This is a genomic window from Isoptericola sp. NPDC056618 (assembly GCF_042792715.1).
GTDB lineage: Bacteria > Actinomycetota > Actinomycetes > Actinomycetales > Cellulomonadaceae > Isoptericola > Isoptericola nanjingensis.
The window spans coordinates 484-27,180 of sequence record NZ_JBHTVZ010000007.1; the positions used below are offsets into that span (position 1 = coordinate 484).

The following is a 26,697-nucleotide window of genomic DNA, read 5'->3' on the forward strand; positions in this document are numbered from 1 at the left end:
TGGGGGGGGCGCGGGGGGGTTCCCTATTTAAACCTCCCCCGGGGGGGCCCCCGCCGCCCCCGGGCGGGCCGGGGGCCCCCCCCCCCCCCCCCCCACGGGGCGCCACCAGAACCCCTGGAGGCCTGCTCAGGCCGTCACGGACTCCGGCTCCTGCCGTTCCCCGCGCGCCAGCCGGCGCGCGGCGTCGAACTCCTCGACCACCCCGCCGTCGGGCCGCGGCGTCAGGAGGCTGACCACCACGGCGACGAGCAGGCCGACCGTGAAGCCCGGGATGATCTCGTAGAGCGAGTCCGCGAGGGACGACCGTCCCCAGACGAACGCGACCACCGCGCCCGCGACCATCCCGGACAGCGCGCCCCAGCGCGTGAGGCGGCGCCAGTACAGGCTGAGGATGACGACGGGGCCGAAGGCGGCGCCGAAGCCCGCCCAGGCGAAACCGACCAGGTCGAGGATCGACGACGTACGGTCCAGCGCGATCACCCCGGCGACGACGGCCACCAGGAGCACGCCCGCCCGGCCCAGCATCACCTCGGCACGGTTGCTCAGGCGCAGGCCCGCCATCTTCACCAGGTCCTCGACCAGTGCGGACGACGAGACGATGAGCTGCGACGAGATCGTCGACATGATCGCCGCGAGGACCGCCGCCAGGACCAGCCCCGCGACGAGCGGGTGGAAGAGCAGCTGGGCGAGCACGAGGAAGACGGTCTCCGGGTTGTCGATCTGGAGGCCTTCGAGGTTGGCGTACGCCAGGCCGACGAGCCCGGTGGTGACGGCCCCGACCGCCGTCACGACCATCCAGCCGATGCCGATCCGGCGGCCGGCGGGCGCGTCCTGGGGGCTGCGCATCGCCATGAAGCGCACGATGATGTGCGGCTGCCCGAAGTACCCCAGGCCCCAGGCGAGCGCGGAGATCACCCCGGTGACCGACGCCCCCACGAGGAACGACAGGTGGTCGGTCCCGCTCGCGGCGTCGACCGCACGGATCCCCTCGAGGACCTCGCCCCAGCCGCCCAGCTCGATGATCGCGATCACGGGCACCGCGACGAGGGCGGCGAGCATGAGGCAGCCCTGCGCGACGTCCGTCCACGTGGCCCCGAGGAAGCCGCCGAAGAGGGTGTACGCGAGGGTCACGCCGCCCACGACGAGCAGCCCGGTGAGGTAGTCGAAGCCGAACGAGCTCTCGAAGAACGTCCCGCCGGCCACCATGCCGGACGACACGTAGAACGTGAAGAACACGAGCACGATCACGCCGGCCGCGATGCGCAGCAGGTGCGCCGGGTCGCGCAGGCGGTTGTCGAAGAAGCTGGGGACGGTGATCGAGTTGTTCGCGACCTCGGTGTAGGCGCGGAGCCTCGGCGCCACGAACTTCCAGTTGAGCCACGCCCCGATCGTGAGCCCGACGGCGATCCAGGCCTCGACGAGGCCGGTGGCGTAGATGGCGCCGGGGAGGCCCATGAGCAGCCAGCCCGACATGTCGGAGGCTCCGGCGCTCAGCGCGGCCACGCCCGGGCGGAGCTTGCGCCCGCCGAGCATGTAGTCGTCCAGGTCGTCCGTGCGGCGGTACGCGGCGTAGCCGATGCACAGCATCGCCACCAGGTACGCGACGATCGCGATCGTCTGCCAGGTCTGATCGCTCATGCGATCGATCACCCTCTCGGTCGTGTCGTGCAGCGTCTGGCGCTCGACGCGCCGACCGCCGCGTTGGTGCGCGACGGACCGGGGCCAGGTCAGGACGCGGTCGGCGCTGACCTCGCTGCTGTGCCACCCCGAGGGTGCCGAAACGACCAACGGCCCGATCCCGGGTGAGGATCGAGCCGTTGTGCCTTTCGGTGCGCCCGGAGGGATTCGAACCCCCAACCTTCTGATCCGTAGTCAGATGCTCTATCCGTTGAGCTACGGGCGCAGTCCTTGCCGGCGCTCTCGCACCGACCGACGAGAACATTACAGCCCTCGAGCCGGTTCCCCAAACCGGGGAGCCGCATCGTGATGCACGACACGGGCCGTGCCCCTTCCGGGGCAACAGAAAAGGCCCCGGGCGTTCAGCAGCCGGAGCCTTCCTGGCGGAGACGGCGGGATTTGAACCCGCGAACGGGTTGCCCCGTTACCACCTTAGCAGGGTGGCGCACTAGACCAGACTATGCGACGTCTCCTCGCGGCAACACAGCAACACCGCGGCGCCCAGACTAACCGGCGACCTTGCCCGGGGGCAAAGCCGCGCGGCGTCGTCCCCGCCACACGCCCGACCGCGCTACGGTCTGCCGCATGCTGGACGACGACGACCAGGACCACGCGCAGCGTGCCGACCAGGGCAAGGACGACCGCACGCACCCCGGCACGACCCCCGGCACGAGCGCCGGTCCACCCCCCTCCACGCCACCCGACGACGCACCGGACGACGCACCGGACGACTACGACGTCCTGGTGATCGGGTCCGGGTTCGGGGGCAGCGTCGCCGCCCTCCGCCTGACGGAGAAGGGGTACCGGGTGGGCGTGCTCGAGGCCGGGCGCCGGTTCGCCGACGACGAGCTGCCGCGCACCTCGTGGGACCTGCGCCGCTTCCTGTGGGCGCCCGCGCTCGGCTGTTTCGGCATCCAGCGGATCCATCGGCTGCGGGACGTGCTGGTCCTCGCCGGCGCCGGCGTCGGCGGGGGCTCGCTCGTCTACGCCAACACGCTGTACCGGCCGCTGGACGCCTTCTGGACCGATCCCGCCTGGTCCCACGTGACCGACTGGAAGGCCGAGCTCGAGCCGTACTACGACCAGGCGGAGCGGATGCTCGGCGTCGTGGACTACCGCCGCACGACGCCCGCCGACGAGCTGATGCGCGACGTCGCCGACGACCTCGGCGTGGGGCACACCTTCCGCAAGGTACGGGTGGGCGTGTACCTCGGCCAGGACGGCGACGAGCGCCCGCGCGGCGCCGGCGGTCCCGCCGTCCCCGACCCCTTCTTCGGCGGCGTCGGGCCCGACCGCAACCCGTGCCTGCACTGCGGCGAGTGCATGACCGGCTGCCGGCACAACGCGAAGAACACGCTCGTGAAGAACTACCTGCACCTCGCCGAGGGTGCGGGCGCCCGGGTGCACCCGCTGACCACCGCCACCGCCGTCGTGCCGCGGGCGGGTGGCGGGTACGAGGTGCGCACCCACCGGACGGGGCGGCGCTGGGCCGGCCGCCGCACCTACCGGGCCCGGCAGGTCGTGCTCGCGGCCGGCACGCTCGGCACGCAGCGCCTCCTCCACGCGATGCGGGACAGCGGCGACCTGCCGCGCCTGTCCGACCGCCTCGGGCACCTCACACGCACCAACTCCGAGGCGCTGCTCGGCGCCATGCGGCCCGCCCGCCGCGGGAAGGACGGCGGGCCCGACTACTCCGAGGGCGTCGCCATCACGTCGTCGTTCTACCCGGACCCGCAGACGCACGTCGAGCCCGTCCGGTACGGGCGCGGGTCGAACGCGATGGGTCTGCTGCAGACGGTGCTCGTGGACGGCGTCGGGCCCGGGGAGGGTCCGCGCTGGCGGCGCTGGCTCGGCGAGCTGTGGCGGCAGCGCCGGCACCTGCCCACCCTGTACGACCTGCGCGGCTGGTCGCAGCGCACCGTCATCGCGCTCGTCATGCAGAGCCGCGACAACTCGCTCACCACCTTCACGCGGCGCGGCCCGCTCGGCAGGCGCCTCACCTCCCGGCAGGGCACCGGCGAGCCCAACCCCGCGTGGATCCCCGTGGCGCACGACGCCGTGCGCGCGATGGCGGACCGCATGGGCGGGCTCGCGGGGGGCAGCGCGGGCGACCCCTTCGACGTGCCGATGACCGCGCACATCCTTGGCGGGTGCACCATCGGCGAGACCCCGGAGACGGGCGTCGTCGACCCGTACCACCGCGTGCACGGCCACCCGGGCCTGCACGTGCTCGACGGGTCCGCCGTCACCGCGAACCTGGGCGTCAACCCGTCGCTGACCATCACCGCGCAGGCGGAGCGGGCGTGCGCCCTGTGGCCCAACCACGGGCAGGACGATGCCCGGCCGGCGCCCGGCGCCGGCTACGTCGTCGTGCCGCCGACGGCGCCCCTGCGACCGGTCGTCCCCGGTGCCGCGCCCGGGGCGCTGCGCCTGCCGCTCGTCGAGGTCCGGCACGGCTGAGCCGGTGCAGGAACGCACGACGCCCCGACGGCGTGGCCGTCGGGGCGTCGTCGGGCGGAGGGCGAGGGATTCGAACCCCCGGTGCATTGCTGCACAACGGTTTTCAAGACCGTCACATTAGGCCGCTCTGTCAGCCCTCCCGGGACGGCCGTCCGAGCGCCCGCCCGGCACAGGAGTGTACCGGCCGGCGTACGCCCGCGGCCCCGGACGCCGAGGCGTTCCGGGGCCGCGAGAGCGACGTGCGACCTGCCCTCAGGCCGCGCCGCCGCCCGAGCGCAGCTGGCGCATCGCGAGCTGCACGAGGGCGATGAGCGTCTGCTTGGTCGCCGCGCGCGAACGCGCGTCCGTGTAGAGCATCGGCACGTGCGCCGGGATCTGCAGCGCCTCGCGGACGTCCTCGAGGCGGTGCTTGGCCACGCCGTCGAAGCAGTTGACGCCCACGACGAAGGGCACGCCCCGCGACTCGAAGTAGTCGATCGCCGGGAAGCACTGCTCCAGGCGGTCCGTGTCGACCAGCACGACGGCGCCGATGGCGCCGCGGATGAGGTCGTCCCACATGAACAGGAAGCGGTCCTGCCCCGGGGTGCCGAACAGGTACAGCCACAGGTTGCCCGGGAGGTTCACCCGCCCGAAGTCCATGGCCACCGTGGTGCTCGTCTTGCGGTCGGAGACCCCGCCCGCGTCGTCGACGCCGACCGAGTGCTCGGTCATCGCGGCCTCGGTGTTGAGCGGCTCGACGTCCGAGATCGAGCCGATGAACGTCGTCTTGCCGACGGCGAAGCCACCGGCGACCACGATCTTCGTCACCGTCGGGGCGCCGGCGGGCGGCGCGGGCGCGGCGGCCGACTGCGTGGCGGCGGCGTCGGCGGGGCGCGAGGCGGCGGGCTGCGGCGCCGTGGCCGACGGGGCGGCCGGCGCCTGGGGCGCCGCCTGCTGCGGCGGGGAGGCCGGCACCTGCTGCGCCACGGGCCGCGCCGCCGCTCCCGACGGCGCCGCCGAGGCGGAAGGCACGGACGTGATCGGGCCCTGGGGCGCCGCCGCGGGGCGCGAGTCCTGGGCGGCGGACGGGCCACCGCCCAGCACGCTCTGCCGCTGCGGGGCGCCGACCGCCGCCGGCGCCCCACCGGCCACCGGCGCGCTCACGGCGCCGAGGGCCGGGGACACCGGAGCCCACGCCGGGGACATGCCTCCGGAGGCTCCGGGCGCCGGGCTGTCAGAGGGCGGAAATGCCATTGAGAACACTCTCCAAGACGCTCAGAGACAGGCCCGAGTGGGAACTGCCGTGACCCGTGTGGACGTTCACCGGGGTCGAGGTGTGCACGGTGATGTGCCCCTCCTCCTGCATGTCCGCAACCAGGATGCGGACGACGCCGAGGGGCAGGCGCAGCAGCGCGGAGAGCTCCGCGATCGAGACGTAGGTGTGCGCGGCGTGCTGCAGGATCGCCCGCTTCTCCGGGGTGAGGCCGACGCTCGTGACGGCGCCGGGCATCACCTCGACCAGCGCCTCGAGCGGCAGGTCGGACAGGGCGGATCGGACGCGGCCACCGGTCACCGCATAGGGACGCACCGTCGAGGCCTCGTAGCCGTCTGCCGAGTGCGCACCCAGAGAACCGAACGATGCGTGCGTCATGGTCGCGACCTCATCCCACCCGCGCGGAGCGCGTCGAGCCGTCCACAGGAAGGTTCCCGCGCATCTCCGAGATCAGCTGCGGGGTGAGCGTCGCCTCGGTGCGGGAGACGAGCAGGGCCATCTCGTAGCCGATGAGCCCGATGTCGCACGAGGACTCGGCCACCACCGCGAGGACCGACCCGTTCGAGACGTTCATCAGGAAGAGGAAGCCGTTGTCCATCTCGATGACGGCCTGCCGCACGTTGCCGCCGTCGAGCTGGCGCGCCGCCCCGCGCGTCAGGCTCGACATGCCGGAGACGATCGCCGCCAGCTGGTCACCGCTGGTGCGGTCGAGCTGGTCGGACATCGCCATGAGCAGACCGTCCGCCGAGACCACCAGCGTGTGGCGGCTGCCCGGGACGGTGCGCACGAAGTTGTCGAGAAGCCACCCGAAGTTGGTCGCTTCAGTACTGAGGGTCACGCTTCCTCCTCGTCGATACGCCGAAGGCGCAGGTCACCGCTGGTGCGGCGCGGATCCAGGGACATCATTCACGGTAGGGGCGGCCTGCGTCGAGGCCCGGACGGCCCCGGCGTCGTTCCGGCCGCGGCTCGTGGCGGACTGGAAGGCCGACAGTCGCGACCTCAGCTGCTCCGGGTCCCGCTCGATACGGGCCGTGAACCGCTCGGTCGACGCGGTCGACTCCCCCGCCCGCTGGCGCCGCGCGAGGCCGCCGGCCTCGCCCGCGACCGTCGTCGGGCGGTACGTCTGCTCGTTCGTCGAAGTCACGTTCCCTTCCTGGAAGACGCCGCGCTGCAGCATCGTGGACATCTCCTCGTAGAGGACGGCCGAGGCCATCCACTCCGACCGCGCCTCGACGGTGTCGGGCACGAAGTGCGGGTCCAGCGGGTCGTAGCCCGCCGGCTCCGTCGGGCGCAGCGGCAGCACCGAGCCGCCGTACGACGTCGCGGCCGAGGCGGACGGCTCGTCGGCCGGCGCCGGCAGCGGCGCCTCGTCCCGCGTCGCCCCGTACGCCGTCGCCCCGAAGGCCGGGACCTCGGGTCGCGCCGGCTCCGGCGCGGCCTGGGTGGCGGCAGGGAAGGGCGACGCGGTCGGGGCGGCCGGGGCGACGGGCTCGTCGGCCGAGGGCTTGCGCCCGAAGAGGCCGCGCTTACGACCACCCTGCGCGGGCGTCTCGCGGCCGGCGCGACGCCCCGGCAGGTCGGCGATGAGGTCCTCGAACGCGGGCAGCTCCTGGAACGCGTCCTGCCCCTGCGCCTCCGCCGGCGCGAGCGAGTCCGTCGGTGCGAACGGGCTCGCGGACGGCGGCGTCACGGGGTCGAACGACGGCCCGGGGACGGGAGCCGAGACCGGCCCGGCAGCGGGCTCCGTGACCTCGCGGACGACCGGGTCGAACGACGACGTCACGGGCTCCGCGTAGGGCACGGGCGCGGGCTCGTGCCGCACGGGCTCCACGACCGGAGGCGCGGGCTCGTGCCGCACGGGCTCCACGACCGGAGGCGCGGGCTCGACCGGCGCGGCGGAAGCGACGTCCCGCGTCGGCAGCGCCACGGCCGGCGCCGCCTCGGTGGCGGGCCGGTACGGCTCCGGCTGCACGGGCGCGAACGCCTCTGCCGCAGGCGCCTCGACGGGTGCCTCGGAGGGCATCTCGACGGGCGCCGGGGTGGGCGCGGCCGCGTACGGGACGTCCTGGGCGGAGACCGGTGCGACCGGCTCGGGGAGGACCGGCGCCGCGGGCCCCGGGTCGGCCGGCGCCAGCGGGGCGAGCTCGTCCGGGAGTGCCGCCGGGTCCTCCGTCACCGCGTCGAGCTGGAGCGTGCTCTCGGTCTCGGCGACGTCGAGCGACCCCATCGAGCGGAAGCTCGAGAACAGGCCCGCCCGCTGGTCGACGCCGAGGACGGGTGCGGAGACGGGCTCCGGCTCGGCGACCGGCTCGGGCTGCGCCCGGTGCCGGCTCGGCAGCGAGCCTGCCGAGGCCTCGACCTCGGCCGGCGGCCGCCAGGAGTCGGTGGTCGCCTCGTCCAGGTCCGGCAGCTCGGGCGTCGCGAGCGGCGGCAGCACGATCGGGCCGGTGTCCGGTCGCGTCACGGCCTCGCCGGAGCCGACGCCGGAGCGCCGGCGGCGGGGCATGCCGATCGACGTCGTGCCGTCGGTCAGGGCGTCCAGGTCGACCGGCACCGCGGCCGGCGGCTCGGGCTCGACCGGGAGGTCGGTCGACGCGACCGGGGCCGCCGGGGCCACCGGGGCCGCCGGGGCGACCGCCGGGGTCGGCATCGTGGGGGGCTCCACCGCGTCCGGGATCCCGAACGACGGTGCGGGCTCCGGAGCCTCGAAGGGCACCGCGCCGATCGGCCCGGAGGCCTGCTCCTCGAACGCCTCCGCGATCTGGCCGCCGAGGTCGGCGGCGGCGTTCTGCGTGGCCGCCTCCAGCGGGTCGGTCGGCTGCGGCAGCGGCAGGGCGTCGTCGGGCAGGAACAGGTCGGCCGGGAACACGACCGTGACCTCCGTGCCCGACCCCGACGCCCCGACCTGGTACCGGACCTGCGCGTTGAGGCGGTCGGCCAGGCGGCCGACCACGTAGAGGCCGAGGCGCTGGGCGCCGACGGCGTCCGACGCGGATCGGCTGGAGACCTTGGTGTTCGCGTCCGCGATCTCCTCGGGGCTCATGCCGAGCCCGTGGTCGCGCACGGTGACGACGACGCCGCGCTCGTCGCGCGACGTCGACACCTCGACGGGCGTGTGCGGCTCGGAGAACATCGTCGCGTTCTCCAGCAGCTCCGCCAGCAGGTGCGCGGAGCTCAGCGCGTTGTGGCCGAGCATGTGCGGGTCCACCCCCAGGTCGAGGCGGACGCGGTCGTAGAGCTCGATCTCGGACGACGCCGTGCGGACGACGTCGGAGATCGGCATCGGGTTGCGCACGCGCCGGCCCGAGTCGATGCCCGCGAGCACGAGGAGCGACTCGGCGTTGCGCCGCATCCGCGTGGCCAGGTGGTCCAGGCGGAAGAGGTTCGACAGCGTGCTCGGGTCCTCCTCGGACCGCTCCAGCTCGTCGAGGAACGACAGCTGGCGGTTGAGGAGCACCTGGTCGCGACGCGCCACGTTGACGAACATCTCCGCGATGGAGCCGCGGAGCGCGGCCTGCTCGCGCGCGACGACCATGGTCGTCTCGTTCACCTCGTTGAACGCGGCCGCGAGGCGCCCGATCTCGTCGCTGGACTCGACGGGCACCTGCACGAGGTCGATCGACGGCGCCTGCCCGGGCACCGCCATCTGCTCCACCATGCGGGGCAGACGGTCGCGCACCTCCGCCGTCGCGGAGGTCAGGCGGGCCAGCGGCTGCACGATGCGGCGCGCGATGAGCAGCGCCAGCAGGAACGACACGAGCACGACGCCGAACGCCGCCGCTCCGGTCAGCAGGGCGGCGGTCTGCGCGCTGCCCGCGAGGTCCTTCGAGTACTCGACCGCGGCGTCGCGGGACTCGTCGCGCACCGGCTGCGTGGACTCGACCCAGCCCTGCGAGAGCGCGTTCCACTGGCTCGCGACCTCGGGGTCGATGCCGGAGAAGTTCAGGTAGCGCAGCTGGAGGCGGGCACGGTCGAGGTCCGCCTCGTAGCCGGGCACCTCGAGCTCGCCCGGGATCAGGTCGAGCTGCTCCTGCGCGGTCGCGATCAGTCCGTCGGTGGTCTGCAGCAGGCTCACCATGCGGCCGTTGAGGTCCGACGGCGGGGCCTCGCCCTGCGCGAGGAAGTTCAGGGCCGCGCCGGCGACCGGTCGCTCCATCGTGTTGGCGAGCATCGCCTCGTCGAGGGCGACGTAGGCGTTGATGTGCCGCGTGAGCCCGGCGTCGTCGCTGCTCTGGGCGATGGCGCGCGGGACGTCCAGCGCGTTCTCGCTCAGCGCGGTGTACCGCTCGGTCGCGCGCGACTCGGAGAGCTGGCCGGAGATGACGTTGCGCTGCAGGTCGTCCAGGACCGTGCGGTCGCGGAGCGTCCGGTTCACGGCATCCTGCACGTTGGTGGGCAGGGCGGTGGTGTCGAGCACCTCGAGCGCCTCGTCGCGGGCGTCAAGGGCGCGGTCCGTCTCCTCCTGGGCCTTGACGAGCGCCTTCTTGGCACCCGGGATCCCCTTGTCGGCGGCGATGTTCGTGGCGCGCTCCGCGGCCACGGCGGAGCCCGCGTCGTCCTGCAGCTGCAGCGACTCCATGAGGGCCGCGGTCTGCTCGGCGCTGCGGTTCTCCTGCAGCGACTGCCAGGTGATCCAGCCCGCCGTCAACGCCAGGACGAAGATCGGCACGGCGAGTGTCGCAAGAATCTTCCCGCGAACGCCCAACCTGCGGAGCATCTGAACCTCTCTCCAACACTGTTCGTCGAGGCGGGCGACCGTCGTCGTCCGATCCTCGGGTGGGTGCCATCACGTCCGGCACCACCCCCCGCGCCCGGCTGGGCTTCCAGGCACGCGAGTAGGCTCCATCGGTGTGCGAGCGGTCACGATATCGGCACCTGGCGGTCCAGGGAAACTCACCCTATCCCTCGTCAACCTGGGCAAACCGGGCCCCGGCGAGGTTCTGGTCGACGTCGCCGCCGCGGGGGTCAACCGCGCTGACCTGCTGCAACGCGCCGGAAGCTATCCTCCGCCGACCGGCGCTCCCGAGTGGCCGGGTCTGGAGATCTCGGGTACGGTCCGCGCGCTCGGGCCGGGGGTGACCACCTGGGCGCCCGGCGACCGGGTCGTCGCGCTGCTCGAGGGCGGGGGCTACGCCGAGCAGGTCGTGGCGCGTGCGGCCCAGCTGCTGCCCCTGCCCGACGGCGTCGACCTCGTCGACGGCGCCGCGCTGCCGGAGGCCGTCTGCACCGCCTGGACCAACCTCGTCGACACCGGCCGGCTGCACGCGGGCGAGACGCTCCTCGTCCAGGGCGGCTCGGGCGGAGTCGGCAGCGTCGCGATCCAGCTCGCCGCGGCGCTCGGGGCGCGCGTCGTCGCCACCGCGGGCGGCCCGGAGCGCGTGGCCCGCTGCGTCGAGCTCGGCGCGGACGTCGCCCTCGACCACCGCACGCAGGACGTCGTGGCCGCGGTGCGCGACGCGACCGGCGGGCGCGGAGCCGACGTCGTGCTGGACGTGCTCGGCGGCGGCGGCCTCGCCGACAACGTCCGCGCGCTCGCCCCGGGCGGCCGGCTCGTCGTCATCGGGCTCCAGCGAGGCCGCCGCGGGGAGCTCGACCTCAACGCCCTCATGGCCAAGCACGCCTGGGTCACCGGGACCCTGCTGCGTCCGCGCAGCGCCGCGGAGAAGGCGGCCCTGGTCGCGACCGTGTGCGAGCGGGTGTGGCCCATGGTCGCCGACGGCCGGGTGCGGCCCGTGGTGCACGCCAGGGTGCCGTTCGCCGAGGCCCCCACCGCGCACGAGCTGCTCGAGTCCGGCGCGGTGTTCGGCAAGGTGCTGCTGGTGCCCTGACGCCCTCCCGGCGTCCCGACCGGCTCCTGTCGGCCCCGTGGGCCACACTGGGACGCATGACCGAGAGCGACGACGGCACTCGCGACACCGACGGCACCACCCCGCGGGTGGTCACCCCGGACGGGGAGACCACCGAGCCGGAGGGCGTCGCGGCCGCCGGCGAGGGGGGCGAGCCCGAGGAGACGTCGCGCATCGAGGAGCCCGCCAAGGTGATGCGCATCGGCGGCATGATCAAGCGGCTGCTCGACGAGGTGCGCGACGCCCCGCTCGACGACGCCGCGCGCACCCGGCTGGCCGAGATCCACGAGCGCTCCCTCGCGGAGCTCGAGGAGGGCCTCTCCCCCGACCTCGTCGAGGAGCTGCACCGCATCACGCTCCCGTTCTCGGACGAGGGAGTGCCGTCGGACGCCGAGCTGCGGGTGGCGCAGGCCCAGCTGGTCGGCTGGCTCGAGGGCCTGTTCCACGGCATCCAGACGGCGCTCGTCGCCCAGCAGATGGCGGCGCAGGCGCAGCTCTCGCAGATGCGTCGCGCGCTCCCGCCCGGGGCGCATCCGGCGCCGTTCGGCCCCGGCGGGCCGGCAGGCCCGGGCCAGCCGTCCGGTCAGCCCGGGCAGGACGACCGGCGCCCCTCCCCCGGTCAGTACCTGTAGCCCGTCCGTGCAGCCCGACCGGGCCCCGCGGGGACCGGTCAGGTCCGCGCCGTCATGACGATGGCGCCGGAGACGAGCGCGAGGCCGGCCAGCTCAGGCCAGGTGGGGACCTGCTGCAGGACGACGGCGCCGACGAGGACGGCGGTCGCGGGCAGGAGCGCGAGCATGACGGAGAACCGGGCCATGCCGACCCGACGCAGCACCACCTGGTCCAGCACGTACGGGACGACGGACGAGCAGACCGCCACGACCAGCAGGAACAGCAGGAGGGACGGGTCGGTCACGACCTCCGGCGTCGACCACGCGAAGAACGGCGCGAACGCGACGGCACCCGCCACCATGCCGACCGCGAGCCCGTCGACGCCGGACCCGGCGTGGGCGACCCGCTTGCCCAGCACGATGTAGCCGGCCCAGCACGCGGCCGCCGCGAGCACGGCGCTCAGCCCGATCACGGCATCCTCGCGAGGGATCCCGGAGCCCAGGGTGACGCCCGCGAGCAGCACCACGCCGGCCGCCGCCACCACGATCGCCGCCCGCTCCTGCCAGCCGCGGCCCGTGACGGCGGCGACGGCCACGGGGCCGAGGAACTCGATCGCGACGGCGACGCCGAGGGGCAGGTGGTCCACCGCCACGTAGAACACGACGTTCATCGCCGCGAGGACGACGCCGAACAGCGCGGCCGCGACGAGGTCGCGGCGGGTCCAGCGCCGTCGCCACGGGCGCCGCCACGCGAGGAGGACGACGGCGGCGAGGGCGATGCGCCACCAGCCGACCGCGGGCGCGCCCAGACGGTCGAAGAGGCCGACCGCGACGGCCGCGCCCGCGTACAGGGTGAGCCCGGAGACCAGGAACATGGCGGGGGCAGGCACGCGGTCCAGCACTCCGCGCGAGGAGGGGACGGGGGTGGACACCCCCGGGAGCATACGGGCGCAGCACATCCGGCCCGAACCCGCGACGGGGAGCCCTCCCCACCCAGGATGTGGACGAGACGTGGACGAGCCCTGGACGTCGCGTGCGCACACGCCCTACGCTCGCGGGGCTGTCAGGGCCGGCGCGCGATCCCGCGCGCACCGCGGGGCACCTTCGTCCCCGCCGCCCTCTCCAACGACCCAGTGAGGCCGCCATGTCCTTCCCGGACGCGATCAAGTCCGTCTTCTCGCAGTACGCCACCTTCACCGGCCGCGCGCGCCGGTCGGAGTTCTGGTTCTGGTACCTGTTCCTGGTGATCATCGCCGCGGTGGAGGGCGTCCTGCTCGGCACCGTGGGCGCCGCGTCGATCGACACGACCACCGGCACGTTCGGCGCCGGGTACTACGTGGTCGTGAGCCTGGTCTCGATCGTCTGGCTCGCCCTGCTCCTGCCGACGCTCGCCGTGATGGTGCGCCGCCTGCACGACCAGGACAAGTCGGGCTTCTTCTGGTTCATGACCTTGATCCCGCTGGCCGGCCCGATCATCATGATCGTCTTCTACGCCACCGCGGGCACCGTGGGCGCGAACCGCTTCGGCCCGGACCCCAAGGCCCTGGAGGCGGCGCCGTACGGCGCGCCCGCCGCCCCGGCGGTCTGACGACGCACGACGCACCGCGCGCGACGGCGGCGCCCGCCCCGGCCCGGGGCGCCCGCGGAGGCACCCGGGCGCGCGCCCCCCCCGCCCCGGGGGTACCCCCCACCACCCCCCCCCGGCGGGCGCGGGGGGCCGGGCCCCGGGCCGGGCCCCCCGTCGTCGTCCCCGGAGCGCGTCAGCCCTTCACCGCGCCCGCGAGCATGCCGCGGACGAAGAACCGCTGCAGCGCGATGAACACGATCAGCGGCACGATCATCGCGATGAACGCACCGGCGGTGAGCAGGTACCAGTCCCCGCCGCGCGTTCCGGCAAGCTCGGCGATCTTCACCGTGAGCGGCTGGTACTCGGGGGCAGCGAAGGTCAGGCCCACGAGCAGGTCGTTCCACACCCACAGGAACTGGAAGATCCCGAACGACGCGATCGCGGGGACCAGCAGCGGGAACAGGACGCGGAAGAAGATCTTCACGTGCCCGGCGCCGTCGACGCGGGCCGCCTCCACGAGGGACGCCGGGATGTCCTTCATGAAGTTGTGCAGCAGGAAGATCGCCAGCGGCAGGGCGAAGATCGAGTGCGAGAGCCAGACGGTCCAGAAGCTGCCGTTGACGTTCCAGTCGACGTAGTCCGCCAGCAGCGGCACCAGGGCGATCTGCAGCGGCACCACCTGGAGCGAGAACACGGCCACGAACAGGAAGTTCCGCCCCGGGAACTTGATCCACGCGAACGCGTACGCGGCCAGGAGCGACAGCGTGATCGGGATGAGGACCGCGGGGATCGTGATGACGAACGAGTTCACGAAGAACGTGGACAGGTCGTTGCTGTTCCCGTAGAGCGCCTCGTTGTAGTTGTCCATCGTGAACTGGGCGTCCCCGGTGAACAGGTCGCCGAACACCGTCCACCAGCCCGTCCGGCGGATGTCCTCCTGCGGACGGAACGACGTGATGAGCAGACCGAGCGAGGGGATCGTCCAGAGGATGGCGATGATGATCGCGATCCCGGACGCCCACGGGGAGCTCAGCTTGCCCTTGGTGGCGATCGCCCGGCGCTCCAGCCGCGAGAGCTTGCGGACGCCCGTCTGCGGGACGTCGTCGTCGAGGGCGGAGCCGGCGACGGCCTGGCCAGGGGTGGGGGTCGAGGTCATCGGATCTCCTCCGACTTGCGCATCTGCCGCACGTTGTACGCGATGATCGGGATCACCAGGATGAACAGGACCACGGCGAGCGCCGCCGCCAGCCCCTGGTTCCCCTGCCGGAACGCCTGCGTGTAGAACTCGTTCGCCACCACCTGGGTGCCGAACTGGCCGCCCGTCATCGTGCGGACGATGTCGAAGGCCTTCAGCGTGCCCATGGCGATCGTGGTGAGCACCACCACCAGCGCGGGCCGGATGCTCGGCACCGTGATGTAGCGGAACATCCCGAACCCGTGCAGGCCGTCGAGGCGGGCGGCCTCGACGATGTCGTCCGGGATCGCCTTGATGGCCGCCGACAGCACGGTCATCGCGAACCCGGTCTGGATCCAGATCATCACCACGATGAGGAACCAGGTGTTCCACGGCTGGCCGATGAGGAACTGCTGGGGCGGCAGCCCGACCCACACCAGCAGCTGGTTGAGCAAGCCGATCTGGTTGATGTTCGCCTGGTCGGGCCGGAACTCGTAGACGAACTTCCAGATGATCGAGGCGCCGACCATCGAGATCGCCATCGGCACGAACACGAGCGCCTTGGCGAGCTTCTCGAACCGGGTGCGGTCGACCAGCACGGCGTACCCGAGGCCGATGACCGCGCTCAGCAGGGGCGCGAGGATCACCCAGGCGGCGGTGACCAGCAGCACCTGCTGGAACTGGCTCTGCGTGAAGGCCGTGACGTAGTTGTCGAACCCGATGAACTCGGTGCCGTTGCGGTTGAAGAAGGACTGCCAGAGTGTGATCAGACCGGGGCGGAGCAACCCGTAGGCGAGGAAGAGGAGCGGCACGCCGACGAAGCCGGCCGCCATCACCCACGACGGGATGCGCTTCGGCCGGTCCACCAGGAACAGGATGAGGCCCATCACCGCGGCGAAGAGCACCACGGCGACCACCATGAGCAGGAACTTCTGCCCCGTGGTGTCAGGCTCGAGCAACCAGGTCATCGATGACCTCCTCGAGGAGTCGGGACGGGGACGGGAGCGGCGCGCGGTCCGGGGACGTCGGACGACGCCCCCGGACCGCGCGGTCGAGCAGGATCACGCGGCGCACCGGCTCACTTCGGCCAGGACGCCTCGATCTTGTCCGTGACCTCCTGGGTGCTCGCCCCCGTCAGCCAGTCCACGATGCCGTTCCAGAACGTCCCGGCACCCACCTCGCCCGGCATGAGGTCGGACGCGTCGAAGGCGACGACGGTGTCCGGGTCGGACAGGACACCGGCCACGTACTGGTCGAACTCCGTGGAGAGGTTGTTCGGGTCGAGGCCGCTGTTGGCGCTGACCCAGCCGCCGTCCGGCGTGCTCAGGGCCTTCTGGTTGGCCCAGTCCGCGCTGGAGAGGTAGGTCTGGAAGGCCTGCACCTCGGGACGGTCGTCGAACGCCGCCACGAACTCGCCGCCGCCGAGCATCGGCTTGACGTCGGTCTGGTCCGTCGGCAGGTAGAAGGCGAAGACGTCGCCCTGCTCAGACACCTCGGTGCCCTCCGGCCACTGCGTCTGGTAGAAGTTCGCCGCACGGTGCATCCAGCAGGTCTGGTCGAGGATGCCGTTGCCGGCGTCGGTCCACGACTGCGTGGCGATCGAGTCGACGCCGCCCAGGCCCGCGTTCACGTAGTCCGGGTTCTTGAGGACTTCACCCGCCGTGTCCCACGCCTTGACCACCTTCGGGTCGTTGAACGGGATCTCGTGGGTGTACCACTTCTCGTAGTCCTCGACGCCCGCGGTGCGCAGCATCATGTCCTCGATGAAGTCGGTGCCCGGCCAGCCGGTCGCGTCACCCGATTCGACGCCCGCGCACCAGACCTGGCCGCCGGTGTCGTCGTGGATCTTCTGGGTGAGGTCCATCAGCTCGGTCCACGTCTGCGGCACCTCGTAGCCGGCGTCGGAGAACATCGACGGCGAGTACCAGACGAAGGACTTCGCGTTGGCGCCCAGCGGGGCCGAGTAGAACGTGCCGTCGACCGTGCCGTAGCCCTTCCAGGTCTCGTTGAAGAACTCGTCGACGTTCTTGGCCGTGGCGTCGGGCGCCGGCTTGATCGCGTCCGGGTAGTCCTTGACGATCGTGTTGAGCAGGCCCGGCTGCGGCAGGTAGGCGATGTCGGGCGCGTTGCCCGCCTTGATGCGGACCAGCAGCTGCGCCTCGAACTCGCGGGACGCCTCGTAGTCGATCTTGACGCCCGTGCAGTCCTCGAACGCCTTGTACGAGTCCTGCTGCGTCGCACCCTCGGGGTCGACGATCGAGGTGTACACGCTCACGGTCTTGCCGTCGAGGTCGCCGAACTCGTCGTAGGCGGAGCAGTCGATCTCCGCGCTGGAGGCGCTGGACTCCTCGCCGACACCACCCTCACCGTCGGGGTCGCTGCACGCCGCGAGCACGAGCGCGAGGCCCGCACCGCCTGCCGCCAGCGCCAGTACGCGTCGCCGCGCCGTCGTCGTTCGTCTGGTCATTGCCGAGCTCCTCCACTGCGTCGTGGTCCACGGAGGTGTTCCCGCCGATCGGCGGCCCGTGATCCCCTGGTCCCCCTGACCGGGATACTGCCTCCCTCCAGAGTTCACCGCACCCCCACCGGCAGGTGCAAGTTCCTGCAAGTCGTTTCACGGTCACGACTCGGTGACGATTCGTGACACCCTGGACCCGGACCCCGTCACGTACCTTCCGAGAGGACCGCCATGATCGAGCTGAGGAGCCCGCGAGAGATCGACCAGATGCGCCCCGCGGGGCGCTTCGTGGCCGAGGTGCTCACGGCCGTCCGCGACGCCGCCGCCGTCGGGGTGAACCTCCTCGAGCTCGACGCCCTCGCCCACCGGATGATCCGCGACCGCGGCGCCGAGTCGTGCTACATCGACTATCACCCGTCGTTCGGCGCCATGCCCTTCGGCAAGGTGATCTGCACGTCCGTGAACGACGCCGTCCTGCACGGTCTGCCCCACGACTACGCGCTGCGCGACGGCGACCTGCTGAGCATCGACTTCGCCGCGTCGGTGGACGGCTGGGTCTCCGACTCCGCCCTGTCGTTCGTCGTCGGCGCCTCCGCGACGCCGCAGCGAGCCGCCGCCGACGCGAAGCTCATCGAGACCACCGAGGTGGCGCTCGAGGCGGGCATCGCCGCCGCCGTCGCGGGCAACCGGATCGGCGACATCTCCGCCGCCATCGCCAAGGTGGCCCGCGGCGCCGGCTACGACATCAACACCGACTTCGGCGGTCACGGCGTCGGGCGCACCATGCACGGCGACCCGCACGTGCCGAACGACGGCCGGCCGGGCCGCGGGTTCCCGCTCAAGCCGGGCCTCGTCATCGCCATCGAGCCGTGGTTCCTCGAGACCACCGACGAGATCTTCACCGACCCCGACGGCTGGACCCTGCGGTCGGCCGACGGCAGCCGCGGCGCGCACAGCGAGCACACCATCGCCATCACGGACGACGGCCCGGTCGTCCTCACCGCGCGCGACTGACCCGGCGCGGCACGGCGGCGGGCCGCGCCGATCCTCAGCCGAGACCTTCGACGATGCGGAAGTCGCGCTCGAAACCCTCCGGGAGGGCAGCCAGCGCCTCCCGGTACGCCGCGCTCTCGTACGCGGCGACCGCCTGCTCGAAGCCGTCGAACTCGATCAGGACGACGCGATCGGCGATCCCGGCCTCGTGCGCGACGATCCGGCTGCCGACGCCGGCGAGCACCCGCCCGCCCGCCGCCGCGACGGCCCTCCCGGCCAGCCCGTTGTAGGCGTCGAGCGTCTCGGGGTCGTCGATGGCGGGATAGACGCTGACCCAGTAGCCCTTGGACATGGAACCTCCAGCTCGCGGACGAGAGGGCGCTTCGAAATTCGAAGCGCTGTGGTGTGCGACGCTACCGATTCGGAATCCGAAGCACAAGAGGGGCGGGAGTCATGAACGCGCCGCAGACGCCCATGCCGGGCCGACCGGTCCGCGGGTCCACGACCGGACGATCCTTGATGGCGGCGCTGGACCTGTTCGGGCGTCGATGGACCCTGCGCATCGTCTGGGAGCTGGGGGACGAGCCGCTCGGCTTCCGGCTCCTGCAGAGGCGCTGCGACGACATGTCGTCGAGCGTCCTGCAGCAACGGCTCGCCGAGCTCCAGGAAGCCCGGCTCGCCGCGGTGCTGAGCGACGGCCGCCACACCCTCACCCCGCTCGGCCACGACGCCCGCGAAGCTCTCCGCCCGCTCATCGAGTGGTCGCTGCGGTGGGCTGCCGAGGTCTCTGACCCCCCGCCCTCCCCCGAGCAGACGGGCGACGGCCGGCCGGACCGATGACGCCGTCGTCCGCCGACCACCTCGGACTGCGGGGGCCGGACCACGCAGGAGCTATCGCAGGAGCGAGAGCAGCACCGGCACGACACCGTCCTCGTCGACGGGTCCGGTGACCTCGTCGGCGGCGGCGTGCACGACGTCGTCCGCGTGCCCCATGGCGACGCCCCGGCCGGCCCAGCGCAGCATGTCGACGTCGTTGCGCCCGTCGCCGACGGCCACGGTGTCGGCGGGGTCGACGCCCAGGCGCCGGCGCAGCCGCTCCAACCCGGACGCCTTGGTGACGCCCTTCGGTGCCACGTCCATCCACGCCGTCCAGCCGACGGCGTAGGTGACGTCGCCCAGGCCGATGCGCGCCGCCATCGTGCTGAACTCCTCCGGCGTGCGCTCGGGGCTGCGGATGACGACGCGCGTCACCTCGCGGGCCCACAGCTGCTCGAAGTCGACGACCTGGTGGACGCCGTCGAGCTCACCCTCGGGGAACAGCGCGTTCATGCGGAAGCCGATGCCGATGTCCTCGACGGCGTAGCGCGCGTCGGGCAGCTCCTCGCGCAGCAGGCGCAGCGCGGGGCCCGGGTCGAACGTGCGCACCTCGTCGAGCTCCCAGCCGTGCGGGAGGGCGGCGTCCAGGCGCACGGTCACGGCGCCGTTGGAGCACACCATCCAGCCTGTCGTGATGCCGAGCAGCTGCGCCACCGGCGTCATCGCGATGAGCGACCGCCCCGACGACAGCACCACGTGGTGCCCCGCCGCCTGGACCGCCGCGACGGCGTCGCGCACCGCGGGCGACAGACCGCCGTCGTACCCGAGCAGCGTGCCGTCGATGTCGAGGGCGACCAGGCGCCGGGCGGGCCGCCCGCTCACGCGACCGGCTCGAGCACCTCGAGGCCGCCCAGGTACGGCCGCAGCCCCTCGGGCACGCGGACCGAGCCGTCGGCCTGCTGGTGGTTCTCGAGGATGGCGACGATCCAGCGGGTGGTGCCCAGCGTGCCGTTCAGCGTGGCGACCGGGCGCGTGGTGCCGTCCACGGTCCGCTCGCGCACGCCCAGGCGACGGGCCTGGAACGTGGTGCAGTTCGACGTCGAGGTGAGCTCGAGGAAGCGCTCCTGGGTGGGCAGCCACGCCTCGCAGTCGAACTTGCGCGCGGCGGACGTGCCGAGGTCGCCCGCGGCCGTGTCGATGACGCGGTAGGGCAGCTCGACCTTGGCCAGCATCGCCTCTTCCCAGGCCAGCAGGCGCTGGTGCTCGGCGGCCGCGTCCTCCGGGTCGCAGTAGCTGAACATCTCGACCTTGTGGAACTGGTGCACGCGGATGATGCCGCGGGTGTCGCGGCCCGCGGCGCCGGCCTCGCGCCGGTAGCAGGCGCTCCAGCCGGCGTACCGCTTCGGCCCCGCCGACAGGTCGATGATCTCGTCCGCGTGGTAGCCCGCGAGCGCCACCTCGCTGGTGCCGACCAGGTACAGGTCGTCCTTCTCCAGGTGGTACACCTCGTCCGCGTGGCTGCCGAGGAAGCCGGTGCCGCGCATCGTGTCCGGCTTGACCAGCGTGGGCGTGATCATCGGCGTGAAGCCCGCGCTCACCGCCTGGTCCACCGCCGCGTTCAGCAGCGCCAGCTCGAGGCGCGCGCCGATGCCGGTGAGGAAGTAGAACCGCGAGCCCGACACCTTGGCCCCGCGCGCCGTGTCGATCGCGGCGAGCCCCTCGCCGAGCTCCAGGTGGTCGCGCGGGGCGAAACCCTCGGCGGCGAAGTCGCGCGGCGTGCCGACCTCCTTGACGACGACGTAGTCGTCCTCGCCCCCGGGAGGCGCACCCTCGACGACGTTCGCGATGCCGTACAGGAGCTCGTCGAGCTGCTTCTCGGCGTCCGACGCCTCCGCCTGCCGCGCCTTCACCCGCTCCGCGAGGTGCTTGGTGCGGGTCAGGAGCTCGGCCTTCTCGTCGCCCTGCGCCTTGGCCACCTGCTTGCCGAGCGCCTTCTGCTCCGCCCGCAGCGACTCGAACTCCGTGAGGGAGGAGCGACGGCGCGCGTCGGCGTCGAGCGCCGCGTCCACGAGGGCGGGGTCGTCGCCGCGGGCCAGCTGGCTCGCACGGACGACGTCGGGGTTGTCGCGCAGCAGTCGGAGGTCGATCACGCCCGCAAGCCTAACGGCCGGGCCGCGCGCGGCCCCACGGATATCCGCGGCGCTCGCCGGGTGCCGTACCACCTCGGCAGGTCCGGTCCTCCCTCGCCCGGGGGCCGTCCTACCTCGGCGGGTCGGGCCTCCTCGGCGTGAGATGGACGACTTCGCCGGGTCCGGGCGGCTGATCCGTCGTAGGTTGCCGTCATGCCGGACGAGTACGCGGAGATCGTCGCGCTGGTCGTCGCGCTGGCCCTGGTGCTCAGCGCGCTCGCCGCGACGCTGGTGCTGTGGCGCCGCGCCCGGACCCGCGAGCACGTCCTCGCGGCGCGGGACGCGCAGCGCACGCAGGAGGGCGAGGCCCAGGGGATGCGGCTCGCCGTCGTCATCAACCCTTCCAAGGAGGGCGCGGCGGACGTGCGCGCCGTCGTGGAGCGGGTGTGCGCCGACGCCGCGCTGCCCGACCCCCTGTTCTACGAGACCACGGTGGACGACCCCGGCACCGGCCAGGCCCGGCGGGCGCTGTCCGACGGCGCCGACGTCGTCGTCGCCGCGGGCGGGGACGGCACCGTGCGCGCCGTGGCGGAGGTCCTGGCCGGGACGGGACGCCCGATGGGTCTCATCCCGGTCGGCACCGGCAACCTCCTCGCCCGCAACCTCGACCTGCCGCTCACGTCGGTGACCGACGCCGTCGCCGTCGTCCTGGGCGGCACCGACCGTGCCATCGACGTCGGCCGAGCCCGGGTCAGCGAGTTCGCCTCCGGCGCCGAGCCCCTCGTCGACGGCGACCCCCACCAGGCGCACCTCTTCCTCGTCATCGCGGGGCTGGGCTTCGACGCCGCGATGGTGGCCGACGCGGACGACCAGCTCAAGGCCAAGGTCGGCTGGGTGGCCTACTTCGTCGCCGGGGCGCGGCACCTGCACGGCCGGCGCATGCGCGCGACCATCCGCCTGGACGACGGCGAGCCCGTCGAGGCGCGGCTGCGCAGCATCATGGTCGGCAACTGCGGCCGGCTGCCAGGCGGCATCACGCTGCTGCCCGACGCCGTCATCGACGACGGCGAGCTCGACGTCGCGGCCATCGACACCCGCGGCGGCCTGGCGGGGTGGGCGCAGCTGTTCGGCGAGGTCGTGGCGCAGGGCCTCGGCGTGCGCAACGACCTGCCCGGCAAGATCGGCCGGATCGACCACACCCGCGCGCGCCGCGCGGTGATCCGGGTGGACGACGGCGAGCAGGCGCAGGTGGACGGCGACCCGCTGGGGTACGCGGTCGAGCTGGAGACCTGGGTGGAGCCCGGCGCGCTCGTGGTCCGGACGGGATGATCGCGTGAACGTCCGGCGTCCCGCGGCGGCCTCGCGGACCCCGCGACCGGGCGGTGCATAGGCTGGCCCGCGTGATCCGCCCCGCCCGCGCGCTCGTCGCGTCGACGTTCGCCCTGCTCGCCGCTCTCCTCCTCGGAGCGCCGGCGGCGTCCGCGGCCCCGGCGCCGGCGGACGCCGAGCCGCCCGAGACCCCGCTGGTGCTCGCCGGGGTGTCGGGCCTGCAGTGGTCGGACGTCGACGCGGTGCGAACCCCGCACCTGTGGCGGCTCATCGGGGGCGGGTCGGTCGCCTCGATCGCGGTGCGCACCCTCACCCCCACCTGCCCGGTCGAGGGATGGCTCACCCTGTCCGCGGGCAGCAGGGCCGTCGCGCAACCCACCCTCCTCGAGGGCGCGGACGAGGGCGACGAGGAGGAGGGACAGGCGCCCGACGACGGCGCGCCCGCGCTCGGCTGCACCTCCGTGCCCGTGCCCCGCACGACGGCGGGCGGCACGGAGACAGGCGCGGAGGCCGGCACGGAGCGCACGCACGTGCCCGGGTGGACGGAGCTCGCCGCGAGCGACCCCCTGACGCCGAACGCCGCCGAGCCCGGCGCGCTCGGCGAGGTCGCCGACGCCGCGGGCGCCTGCACGACCGCCGTCGGGCCGGGCGCCGCCGTCGCGCTCGCCGACGCCGCCGGCGACGTGGCGCGCTACCTCCCCGACGCGGGGCGGCTCACGGCCGCCCACGTGGCGGAGTGCCCGGCCACCGTCGTCGACCTGGGCGTGCTGCCCGACGCCGCGAGCGAGCGCACGGCCGCGGTCGAGGAGCTCGACGACCAGGTCGGCCGCCTCGCCGACCTGCTGCCCGCCGGCGGACGGCTCGTGGTGGCGGGGATCTCCGACACGCCGCTCGGCCCCGCGGACCTCCAGGTGGTCGTGGACTGGACGTCGCCCGGCGGCAGCGCGACGTGGCTGACCTCGACGTCGTCCCGCTGGGCCGGCGTGGTGGTGCTGGCCGACCTGTCAGCGACCCTCGCCGACACCGTCACCGGGGGCGCACTGTCCGGGACCGCGGCCGAGGACGACGCCGCGACCGACGACGACCCGGCGGCCGACGGGACCGACGAGGCCGACGACGCGCTCACCACCGCCCTCGCGCCGTTCAGCGGCTCCCCGCTGGAGCGGGGCGACGACCGCCGCATCTCCGTGTCCCGCACGGTGGAGAACCGGCAGTACCTCAGCGTGCTCACGGACACCGTGCCGCGCCTGTCCCCGCTGGTGCTGGGGCTCGTCGGCCTGGCGGACGTCGTCGTGGTGGGCGCCCTGCTGCTGGCCCGCCGCCGCGGCGCCCGGCCCGACGCGCCCGACGCCGCCCGGCCGGCCGGGCCGCGGTACGCCCGCCGCGTCGGGCTCGCCGTCCTCGTGGTCGCCTCGAGCCTGCCGGTCGCGGCGTCGCTGGCGACCTTGTCCCGCTGGTGGGCGGCGCCGTCGCCGGTGACGACGCTGGTGCTGGCGCTCACCGTCGCGGCCCTGGTCGCCGCGCTGGTCGCCTGGTTCGGGCGCCACCTGCTGCCGCGGTCGCCGTGGCGCCTGGCGACCAGCCTCGCGGGCGTGACATGGCTGGTCGCCACGGTGGACGGGCTCACCGGCACGACGCTGCAGCAGGGCTCCCTGCTGGGCCCGGCGCCCTCCCTGGGCGCGCGGTTCTACGGCTTCTCCAACACCGTCTTCGCGGTCTACGCGGTGGTCGGCCTGGTCCTCGCCGCGGGGCTGGCGGCGGCCGTGCGCGCCCGGGGCGGCAGCCCGGCCCGGGCCGGGTGGACGGTGGCCGCGGTGGGCCTGGTCACGGTGCTGGTCGACGGCCTGCCGCCGTTCGGCGCGGACTTCGGCGGCATCCTCGCGCTCGTCCCGGGCTTCGCCGTGCTGGCGCTCGGCGTGGCGGGGGTGCGGATCACGTGGCGGCGCGTGCTGCTCGTGGCCGCCGGGACCGTGCTCCTGGTCGCGGTGGTGTCCGTCGTGGACTGGCTCCTGCCCGGCCCGGGCAGCCACCTCGGCGGCTTCGTCGAGTCGGTGGTCGAGGGCAAGGCCCTCGGCGTCGTGGCCGGGAAGGCCGCCGGCGCGTGGGCGACCGTCGCGAACCCCGCCGGCGCGGCCGCGCTCCTCGTGTGCGTCGCCGCCGCGTGGGCCGTGCTCTCCCCGGAGCGCGCGCGGCTGGACGGCCTCGCCCGCGCCTACCGGCAGGACCCGGTGCTGTGGCGGCTCGTCGTCGCGCTGGTCGTGACGGCCGCCGTCGGCACCCTGCTCAACGACTCCGGCGTCGCGGTCGCCGCGATCGTGCTCGCCCTCGCGCTGCCCGTGCTGCTCGCGGGGCGGCTCGCCCACGTCGACGACGCGGGCGCGGCCGGCGCCGGACCCCGGGACGACGCCGCGCGGGCCGCGGGGCCCGTGCTCTCCCGCGTGCCGGCCGTGCTCGTCGGGGCGTCGGCGGGGCTGCTCGTCGCGCTGCTCGTCGGCACCACGGCGCTCCCCGGCTCGGCGTCCGCGCGGGCCGGCGACGTCTCGACCTCGGGCACCCCCGTGGTCGACGACGCGCACCCCGTCGTCATCGTGGGGACGCAGGGCGTGCGCTGGGAGGACGTCAGCCCGTCCGCCACGCCGACGCTGTGGGACGTGCTGCGCGACGGCGCCAGCGGCGCGGGCGTGACGCCCGCCGTCGGCGGTGCCTCGGCGACGTGCCCGGCCGCCGGGTGGCTCGGCCTGTCGTCCGGGCGCAGCCCCGTGACCGGCGAGACCGCCGACGGCGCGTGGACGTGCGCCCCGTGGGAGGTCACGCCCGGCGGTACCGGTGATGACGGCGCCGCGACCGTCGACGGGTGGGACGGGCTCGCCGCGCTGCAGTCGTCGTCCGAGTTCCGCCCGACGCTCGGCGTGCTCGGCGACGCCCTCGCCGACGGCGGCGTCTGCACCACCGCCGTCGCGCCCGGTGCGGCGCTCGCTCTCGCCGGCCGCGACGGGACGGTGGCGCGCTACCGCGACCTCGACGCGGCGCTCGCCGACCCGGCCGACACCTTCTCGTGCCCCGTCACCCTGGTCGACGCCGGGAGCGCGCCGTACCACCCGGACCCCGAGGCCTACACCGGCCTCGTGCCGCTGACCGACGACGCGACGTCCGACGGCCCCGCCCGCGACGCCGTCCTGCACGCCGTCGACGCGACCGTCGGCCGCGTGCTGGCGGCGGTGCCCGCCGACGCGACCGTGCTGGTGATGGACGTCGGCAACCCGGCCCCCGGCCGCCCGTCCCTCGGCGTCGGCGTGGCGGACGCGGACGCGGACGACGCGCCCGCCTACCTCACGTCCGGCGCCACGCACTGGCTCGGCGTCGTGCGGCTGCTCGACGTGCCGACCACCCTCGTCACGGCGTTCGGCCTGCCCGTGCCCGCCGACCTCAGCGGCTCGCCCATCGAGCTCGCCGCCGAGCGCCCGGGCGGGACCGGGGCCACCGTGCGCGAGCTCGCCGGACTCACCGAGCGCGACCACATGCTGCGGGTCACGACCGGCACGGTCACCACCACCCCCGCGTACGTAGGGCTCGTGACGTTCGCCCTGGTCGTCCTGCTGCTGCCGGCCCTGCGCCGCAGGTCGCCGCGGGCCGCGGGGCGGTGGGCCCGCGTGCTCGACGTCGTCCTGCTCGCGTGCGCCGCGGTGCCCGCCGCCGCGTTCCTCATGACGGCGTGGGGCTGGTGGCGCCTCGCCGAGCCGGCGACGTCCCTGTGGGTGACGCTCGGCCTGAGCACCGTCGTCGTCGCGCTCGTCGGCGCCCTGGCCCCCCGCCGCCCCGCGTGGGCGGGCGCGACCGTGATCGCGACGCTCACCTTCCTCGTCCTCACGATCGACGCGGTGCTCGGCACGCCCCTGCACCGCGGCAGCCCGCTGGGCTCCGCCCCGACCCTGGGCGGTCGCTACTACGGCTTCGGCAACCCCACGTACTCGGTCTACGCGACGGCCGCCGTGATCGCCGCCGCGGGGCTCGCCACCGCCGTGCGGCGCCGCTGGGGCCGGATCCCCGCCGGGGTGGTCGCCTCGGCGGTCGGCGCCGTGACCCTGGTCGTGAGCGTCTGGCCCACCCTCGGCGCCGACGTCGGCGGCGGGCTGGTGCTGGTGCCCGTCTTCGTCGTCCTCGTGCTGGGCGTCGTCGAGGCGCGCGTCACGTGGAAGCGGCTGATCCTCGCCGGGCTCGCGGGCGTGGCCCTCGTCGCCGCGATCGGCGTCGTCGACTGGCTGCGGCCCCCGGCGCAGCGCACCCACCTCGGGGCGTTCGTGCAGTCCGTGGTCGACGGCACCGCCCTCGAGACCATCGCCCGCAAGGCCGGCTACGCCCTGCGCTCCCTGAGCGGCGGCGTGCCC

General features: G+C 74.0%; 19 protein-coding genes and 3 tRNA genes. 7 read left to right on the forward strand and 15 right to left on the reverse strand.

What is annotated here, in order from left to right; genetic code table 11:
* Nucleotides 1-126: 126 nt before the first annotated feature.
* From putP to ACFQ8T_RS10775, 3 genes are all read right to left on the reverse strand, one after another.
* The gene (gene putP, locus ACFQ8T_RS10765) at nucleotides 127-1,638 is read right to left on the reverse strand and encodes a sodium/proline symporter PutP (RefSeq protein ID WP_430546534.1); all 1,512 of its coding nucleotides are present in this window, start codon (nucleotides 1,636-1,638) and stop codon (nucleotides 127-129) included.
* A gap of 192 nt (nucleotides 1,639-1,830) precedes the next feature.
* A tRNA-Arg gene (locus ACFQ8T_RS10770) sits at nucleotides 1,831-1,903 on the reverse strand.
* Nucleotides 1,904-2,058: 155 nt separating this feature from the next.
* Nucleotides 2,059-2,150 (reverse strand) — tRNA-Ser (locus ACFQ8T_RS10775).
* A 112-nt stretch (nucleotides 2,151-2,262) separates the two neighbouring features.
* On the opposite strand from ACFQ8T_RS10775, the gene ACFQ8T_RS10780 reads away from it, so the two are divergent.
* Nucleotides 2,263-4,137 carry a GMC family oxidoreductase N-terminal domain-containing protein gene (locus ACFQ8T_RS10780; RefSeq protein WP_430546535.1) on the forward strand — a complete coding sequence of 625 codons (1,875 nt, stop codon included), beginning with the start codon at nucleotides 2,263-2,265 and terminating at the stop codon, nucleotides 4,135-4,137.
* A gap of 55 nt (nucleotides 4,138-4,192) precedes the next feature.
* Here ACFQ8T_RS10780 and ACFQ8T_RS10785 read toward each other — a convergent pair.
* From ACFQ8T_RS10785 to ACFQ8T_RS10805, 5 genes are all read right to left on the reverse strand, one after another.
* Nucleotides 4,193-4,277, reverse strand: a tRNA-Ser gene (locus ACFQ8T_RS10785).
* A 112-nt stretch (nucleotides 4,278-4,389) separates the two neighbouring features.
* Nucleotides 4,390-4,944: a GTP-binding protein gene (locus ACFQ8T_RS10790; protein ID WP_429731380.1), complete on the reverse strand. Its 555-nt coding sequence runs from the start codon at nucleotides 4,942-4,944 to the stop codon at nucleotides 4,390-4,392.
* Between the two features lie 406 nt (nucleotides 4,945-5,350).
* Nucleotides 5,351-5,767, reverse strand: coding sequence for a DUF742 domain-containing protein (locus ACFQ8T_RS10795; RefSeq protein ID WP_429730019.1), 417 nt, complete (start codon nucleotides 5,765-5,767; stop codon nucleotides 5,351-5,353).
* 10 nt (nucleotides 5,768-5,777) lie between these two features.
* Nucleotides 5,778-6,227 carry a roadblock/LC7 domain-containing protein gene (locus tag ACFQ8T_RS10800; protein WP_079573344.1) on the reverse strand — a complete coding sequence of 150 codons (450 nt, stop codon included), beginning with the start codon at nucleotides 6,225-6,227 and terminating at the stop codon, nucleotides 5,778-5,780.
* Between the two features lie 33 nt (nucleotides 6,228-6,260).
* The gene (locus tag ACFQ8T_RS10805; protein ID WP_430546536.1) at nucleotides 6,261-10,058 is read right to left on the reverse strand and encodes an ATP-binding protein; all 3,798 of its coding nucleotides are present in this window, start codon (nucleotides 10,056-10,058) and stop codon (nucleotides 6,261-6,263) included.
* 181 nt (nucleotides 10,059-10,239) lie between these two features.
* On the opposite strand from ACFQ8T_RS10805, the gene ACFQ8T_RS10810 reads away from it, so the two are divergent.
* Both ACFQ8T_RS10810 and ACFQ8T_RS10815 read left to right on the forward strand, forming a co-directional pair.
* The gene (locus ACFQ8T_RS10810) at nucleotides 10,240-11,217 is read left to right on the forward strand and encodes an NAD(P)H-quinone oxidoreductase (protein ID WP_430546537.1); all 978 of its coding nucleotides are present in this window, start codon (nucleotides 10,240-10,242) and stop codon (nucleotides 11,215-11,217) included.
* A gap of 56 nt (nucleotides 11,218-11,273) precedes the next feature.
* Complete coding sequence (locus tag ACFQ8T_RS10815; protein WP_430546538.1) at nucleotides 11,274-11,867, forward strand: bacterial proteasome activator family protein; 594 nt, start codon at nucleotides 11,274-11,276, stop codon at nucleotides 11,865-11,867.
* Nucleotides 11,868-11,905: 38 nt separating this feature from the next.
* Here the strand turns inward: ACFQ8T_RS10815 and ACFQ8T_RS10820 are convergent, their stop codons facing one another.
* On the reverse strand, nucleotides 11,906-12,736 hold the full coding sequence (locus ACFQ8T_RS10820; RefSeq protein WP_430546668.1) for a DMT family transporter: 831 nt from the start codon (nucleotides 12,734-12,736) through the stop codon (nucleotides 11,906-11,908).
* 254 nt (nucleotides 12,737-12,990) lie between these two features.
* On the opposite strand from ACFQ8T_RS10820, the gene ACFQ8T_RS10825 reads away from it, so the two are divergent.
* Complete coding sequence (locus ACFQ8T_RS10825; RefSeq protein WP_430546539.1) at nucleotides 12,991-13,434, forward strand: DUF805 domain-containing protein; 444 nt, start codon at nucleotides 12,991-12,993, stop codon at nucleotides 13,432-13,434.
* A gap of 172 nt (nucleotides 13,435-13,606) precedes the next feature.
* On the opposite strand, the gene ACFQ8T_RS10830 is transcribed toward ACFQ8T_RS10825, so the two are convergent.
* The 3 genes from ACFQ8T_RS10830 to ACFQ8T_RS10840 form a co-directional block, all read right to left on the reverse strand.
* Nucleotides 13,607-14,569 (reverse strand): carbohydrate ABC transporter permease, encoded by a 963-nt coding sequence (locus ACFQ8T_RS10830; protein WP_430546540.1) that lies wholly within the window; start codon nucleotides 14,567-14,569, stop codon nucleotides 13,607-13,609.
* Entirely contained in the window at nucleotides 14,566-15,555 is a 990-nt protein-coding gene (locus ACFQ8T_RS10835; protein ID WP_430546541.1) for a carbohydrate ABC transporter permease, read from the reverse strand. The genes ACFQ8T_RS10830 and ACFQ8T_RS10835 overlap by 4 nt, the downstream gene beginning before the upstream one ends.
* 110 nt (nucleotides 15,556-15,665) lie before the next feature.
* Nucleotides 15,666-17,054, reverse strand: coding sequence for an ABC transporter substrate-binding protein (locus ACFQ8T_RS10840; protein WP_430546542.1), 1,389 nt, complete (start codon nucleotides 17,052-17,054; stop codon nucleotides 15,666-15,668).
* 222 nt (nucleotides 17,055-17,276) lie between these two features.
* Between ACFQ8T_RS10840 and map the strand changes: the two genes are divergently transcribed.
* Nucleotides 17,277-18,059, forward strand: coding sequence for a type I methionyl aminopeptidase (gene map, locus ACFQ8T_RS10845; RefSeq protein WP_430546543.1), 783 nt, complete (start codon nucleotides 17,277-17,279; stop codon nucleotides 18,057-18,059).
* 34 nt (nucleotides 18,060-18,093) lie between these two features.
* On the opposite strand, the gene ACFQ8T_RS10850 is transcribed toward map, so the two are convergent.
* A complete protein-coding gene (locus tag ACFQ8T_RS10850) occupies nucleotides 18,094-18,390 on the reverse strand; it encodes a DUF1330 domain-containing protein (RefSeq protein ID WP_430546544.1) in 297 nt (98 codons plus the stop codon).
* A 167-nt stretch (nucleotides 18,391-18,557) separates the two neighbouring features.
* Here ACFQ8T_RS10850 and ACFQ8T_RS10855 point away from each other — a divergent pair, with 167 nt between their 5' ends.
* The gene (locus tag ACFQ8T_RS10855; RefSeq protein WP_430546545.1) at nucleotides 18,558-18,878 is read left to right on the forward strand and encodes a winged helix-turn-helix transcriptional regulator; all 321 of its coding nucleotides are present in this window, start codon (nucleotides 18,558-18,560) and stop codon (nucleotides 18,876-18,878) included.
* 51 nt (nucleotides 18,879-18,929) lie between these two features.
* Here the strand turns inward: ACFQ8T_RS10855 and ACFQ8T_RS10860 are convergent, their stop codons facing one another.
* On the reverse strand, nucleotides 18,930-19,736 hold the full coding sequence (locus ACFQ8T_RS10860; protein WP_430546546.1) for an HAD family hydrolase: 807 nt from the start codon (nucleotides 19,734-19,736) through the stop codon (nucleotides 18,930-18,932).
* Nucleotides 19,733-21,004: a serine--tRNA ligase gene (gene serS / locus ACFQ8T_RS10865; protein WP_430546547.1), complete on the reverse strand. Its 1,272-nt coding sequence runs from the start codon at nucleotides 21,002-21,004 to the stop codon at nucleotides 19,733-19,735. The genes ACFQ8T_RS10860 and serS overlap by 4 nt, the downstream gene beginning before the upstream one ends.
* A 192-nt stretch (nucleotides 21,005-21,196) precedes the next feature.
* On the opposite strand from serS, the gene ACFQ8T_RS10870 reads away from it, so the two are divergent.
* Nucleotides 21,197-22,312 (forward strand): diacylglycerol/lipid kinase family protein, encoded by a 1,116-nt coding sequence (locus ACFQ8T_RS10870; RefSeq protein ID WP_430546548.1) that lies wholly within the window; start codon nucleotides 21,197-21,199, stop codon nucleotides 22,310-22,312.
* The last annotated feature ends 4,385 nt before the right edge of the window (nucleotides 22,313-26,697 follow it).

Bases quoted from the DNA above. Each gene is read 5' to 3' on its own strand.
- ACFQ8T_RS10840 (WP_430546542.1), bottom strand. From the start codon at position 17,054: ATGACCAGACGAACGACGACGGCGCGGCGACGCGTACTGGCGCTGGCG.
- ACFQ8T_RS10830 (WP_430546540.1), bottom strand. From the start codon at position 14,569: ATGACCTCGACCCCCACCCCTGGCCAGGCCGTCGCCGGCTCCGCCCTC.
- putP (WP_430546534.1), bottom strand. From the start codon at position 1,638: ATGAGCGATCAGACCTGGCAGACGATCGCGATCGTCGCGTACCTGGTG.
- ACFQ8T_RS10795 (WP_429730019.1), bottom strand. From the start codon at position 5,767: ATGACGCACGCATCGTTCGGTTCTCTGGGTGCGCACTCGGCAGACGGC.
- ACFQ8T_RS10835 (WP_430546541.1), bottom strand. From the start codon at position 15,555: ATGACCTGGTTGCTCGAGCCTGACACCACGGGGCAGAAGTTCCTGCTC.
- ACFQ8T_RS10855 (WP_430546545.1), top strand. From the start codon at position 18,558: ATGGCGGCGCTGGACCTGTTCGGGCGTCGATGGACCCTGCGCATCGTC.
- ACFQ8T_RS10870 (WP_430546548.1), top strand. From the start codon at position 21,197: ATGCCGGACGAGTACGCGGAGATCGTCGCGCTGGTCGTCGCGCTGGCC.
- ACFQ8T_RS10850 (WP_430546544.1), bottom strand. From the start codon at position 18,390: ATGTCCAAGGGCTACTGGGTCAGCGTCTATCCCGCCATCGACGACCCC.
- ACFQ8T_RS10815 (WP_430546538.1), top strand. From the start codon at position 11,274: ATGACCGAGAGCGACGACGGCACTCGCGACACCGACGGCACCACCCCG.
- ACFQ8T_RS10780 (WP_430546535.1), top strand. From the start codon at position 2,263: ATGCTGGACGACGACGACCAGGACCACGCGCAGCGTGCCGACCAGGGC.
- map (WP_430546543.1), top strand. From the start codon at position 17,277: ATGATCGAGCTGAGGAGCCCGCGAGAGATCGACCAGATGCGCCCCGCG.
- ACFQ8T_RS10825 (WP_430546539.1), top strand. From the start codon at position 12,991: ATGTCCTTCCCGGACGCGATCAAGTCCGTCTTCTCGCAGTACGCCACC.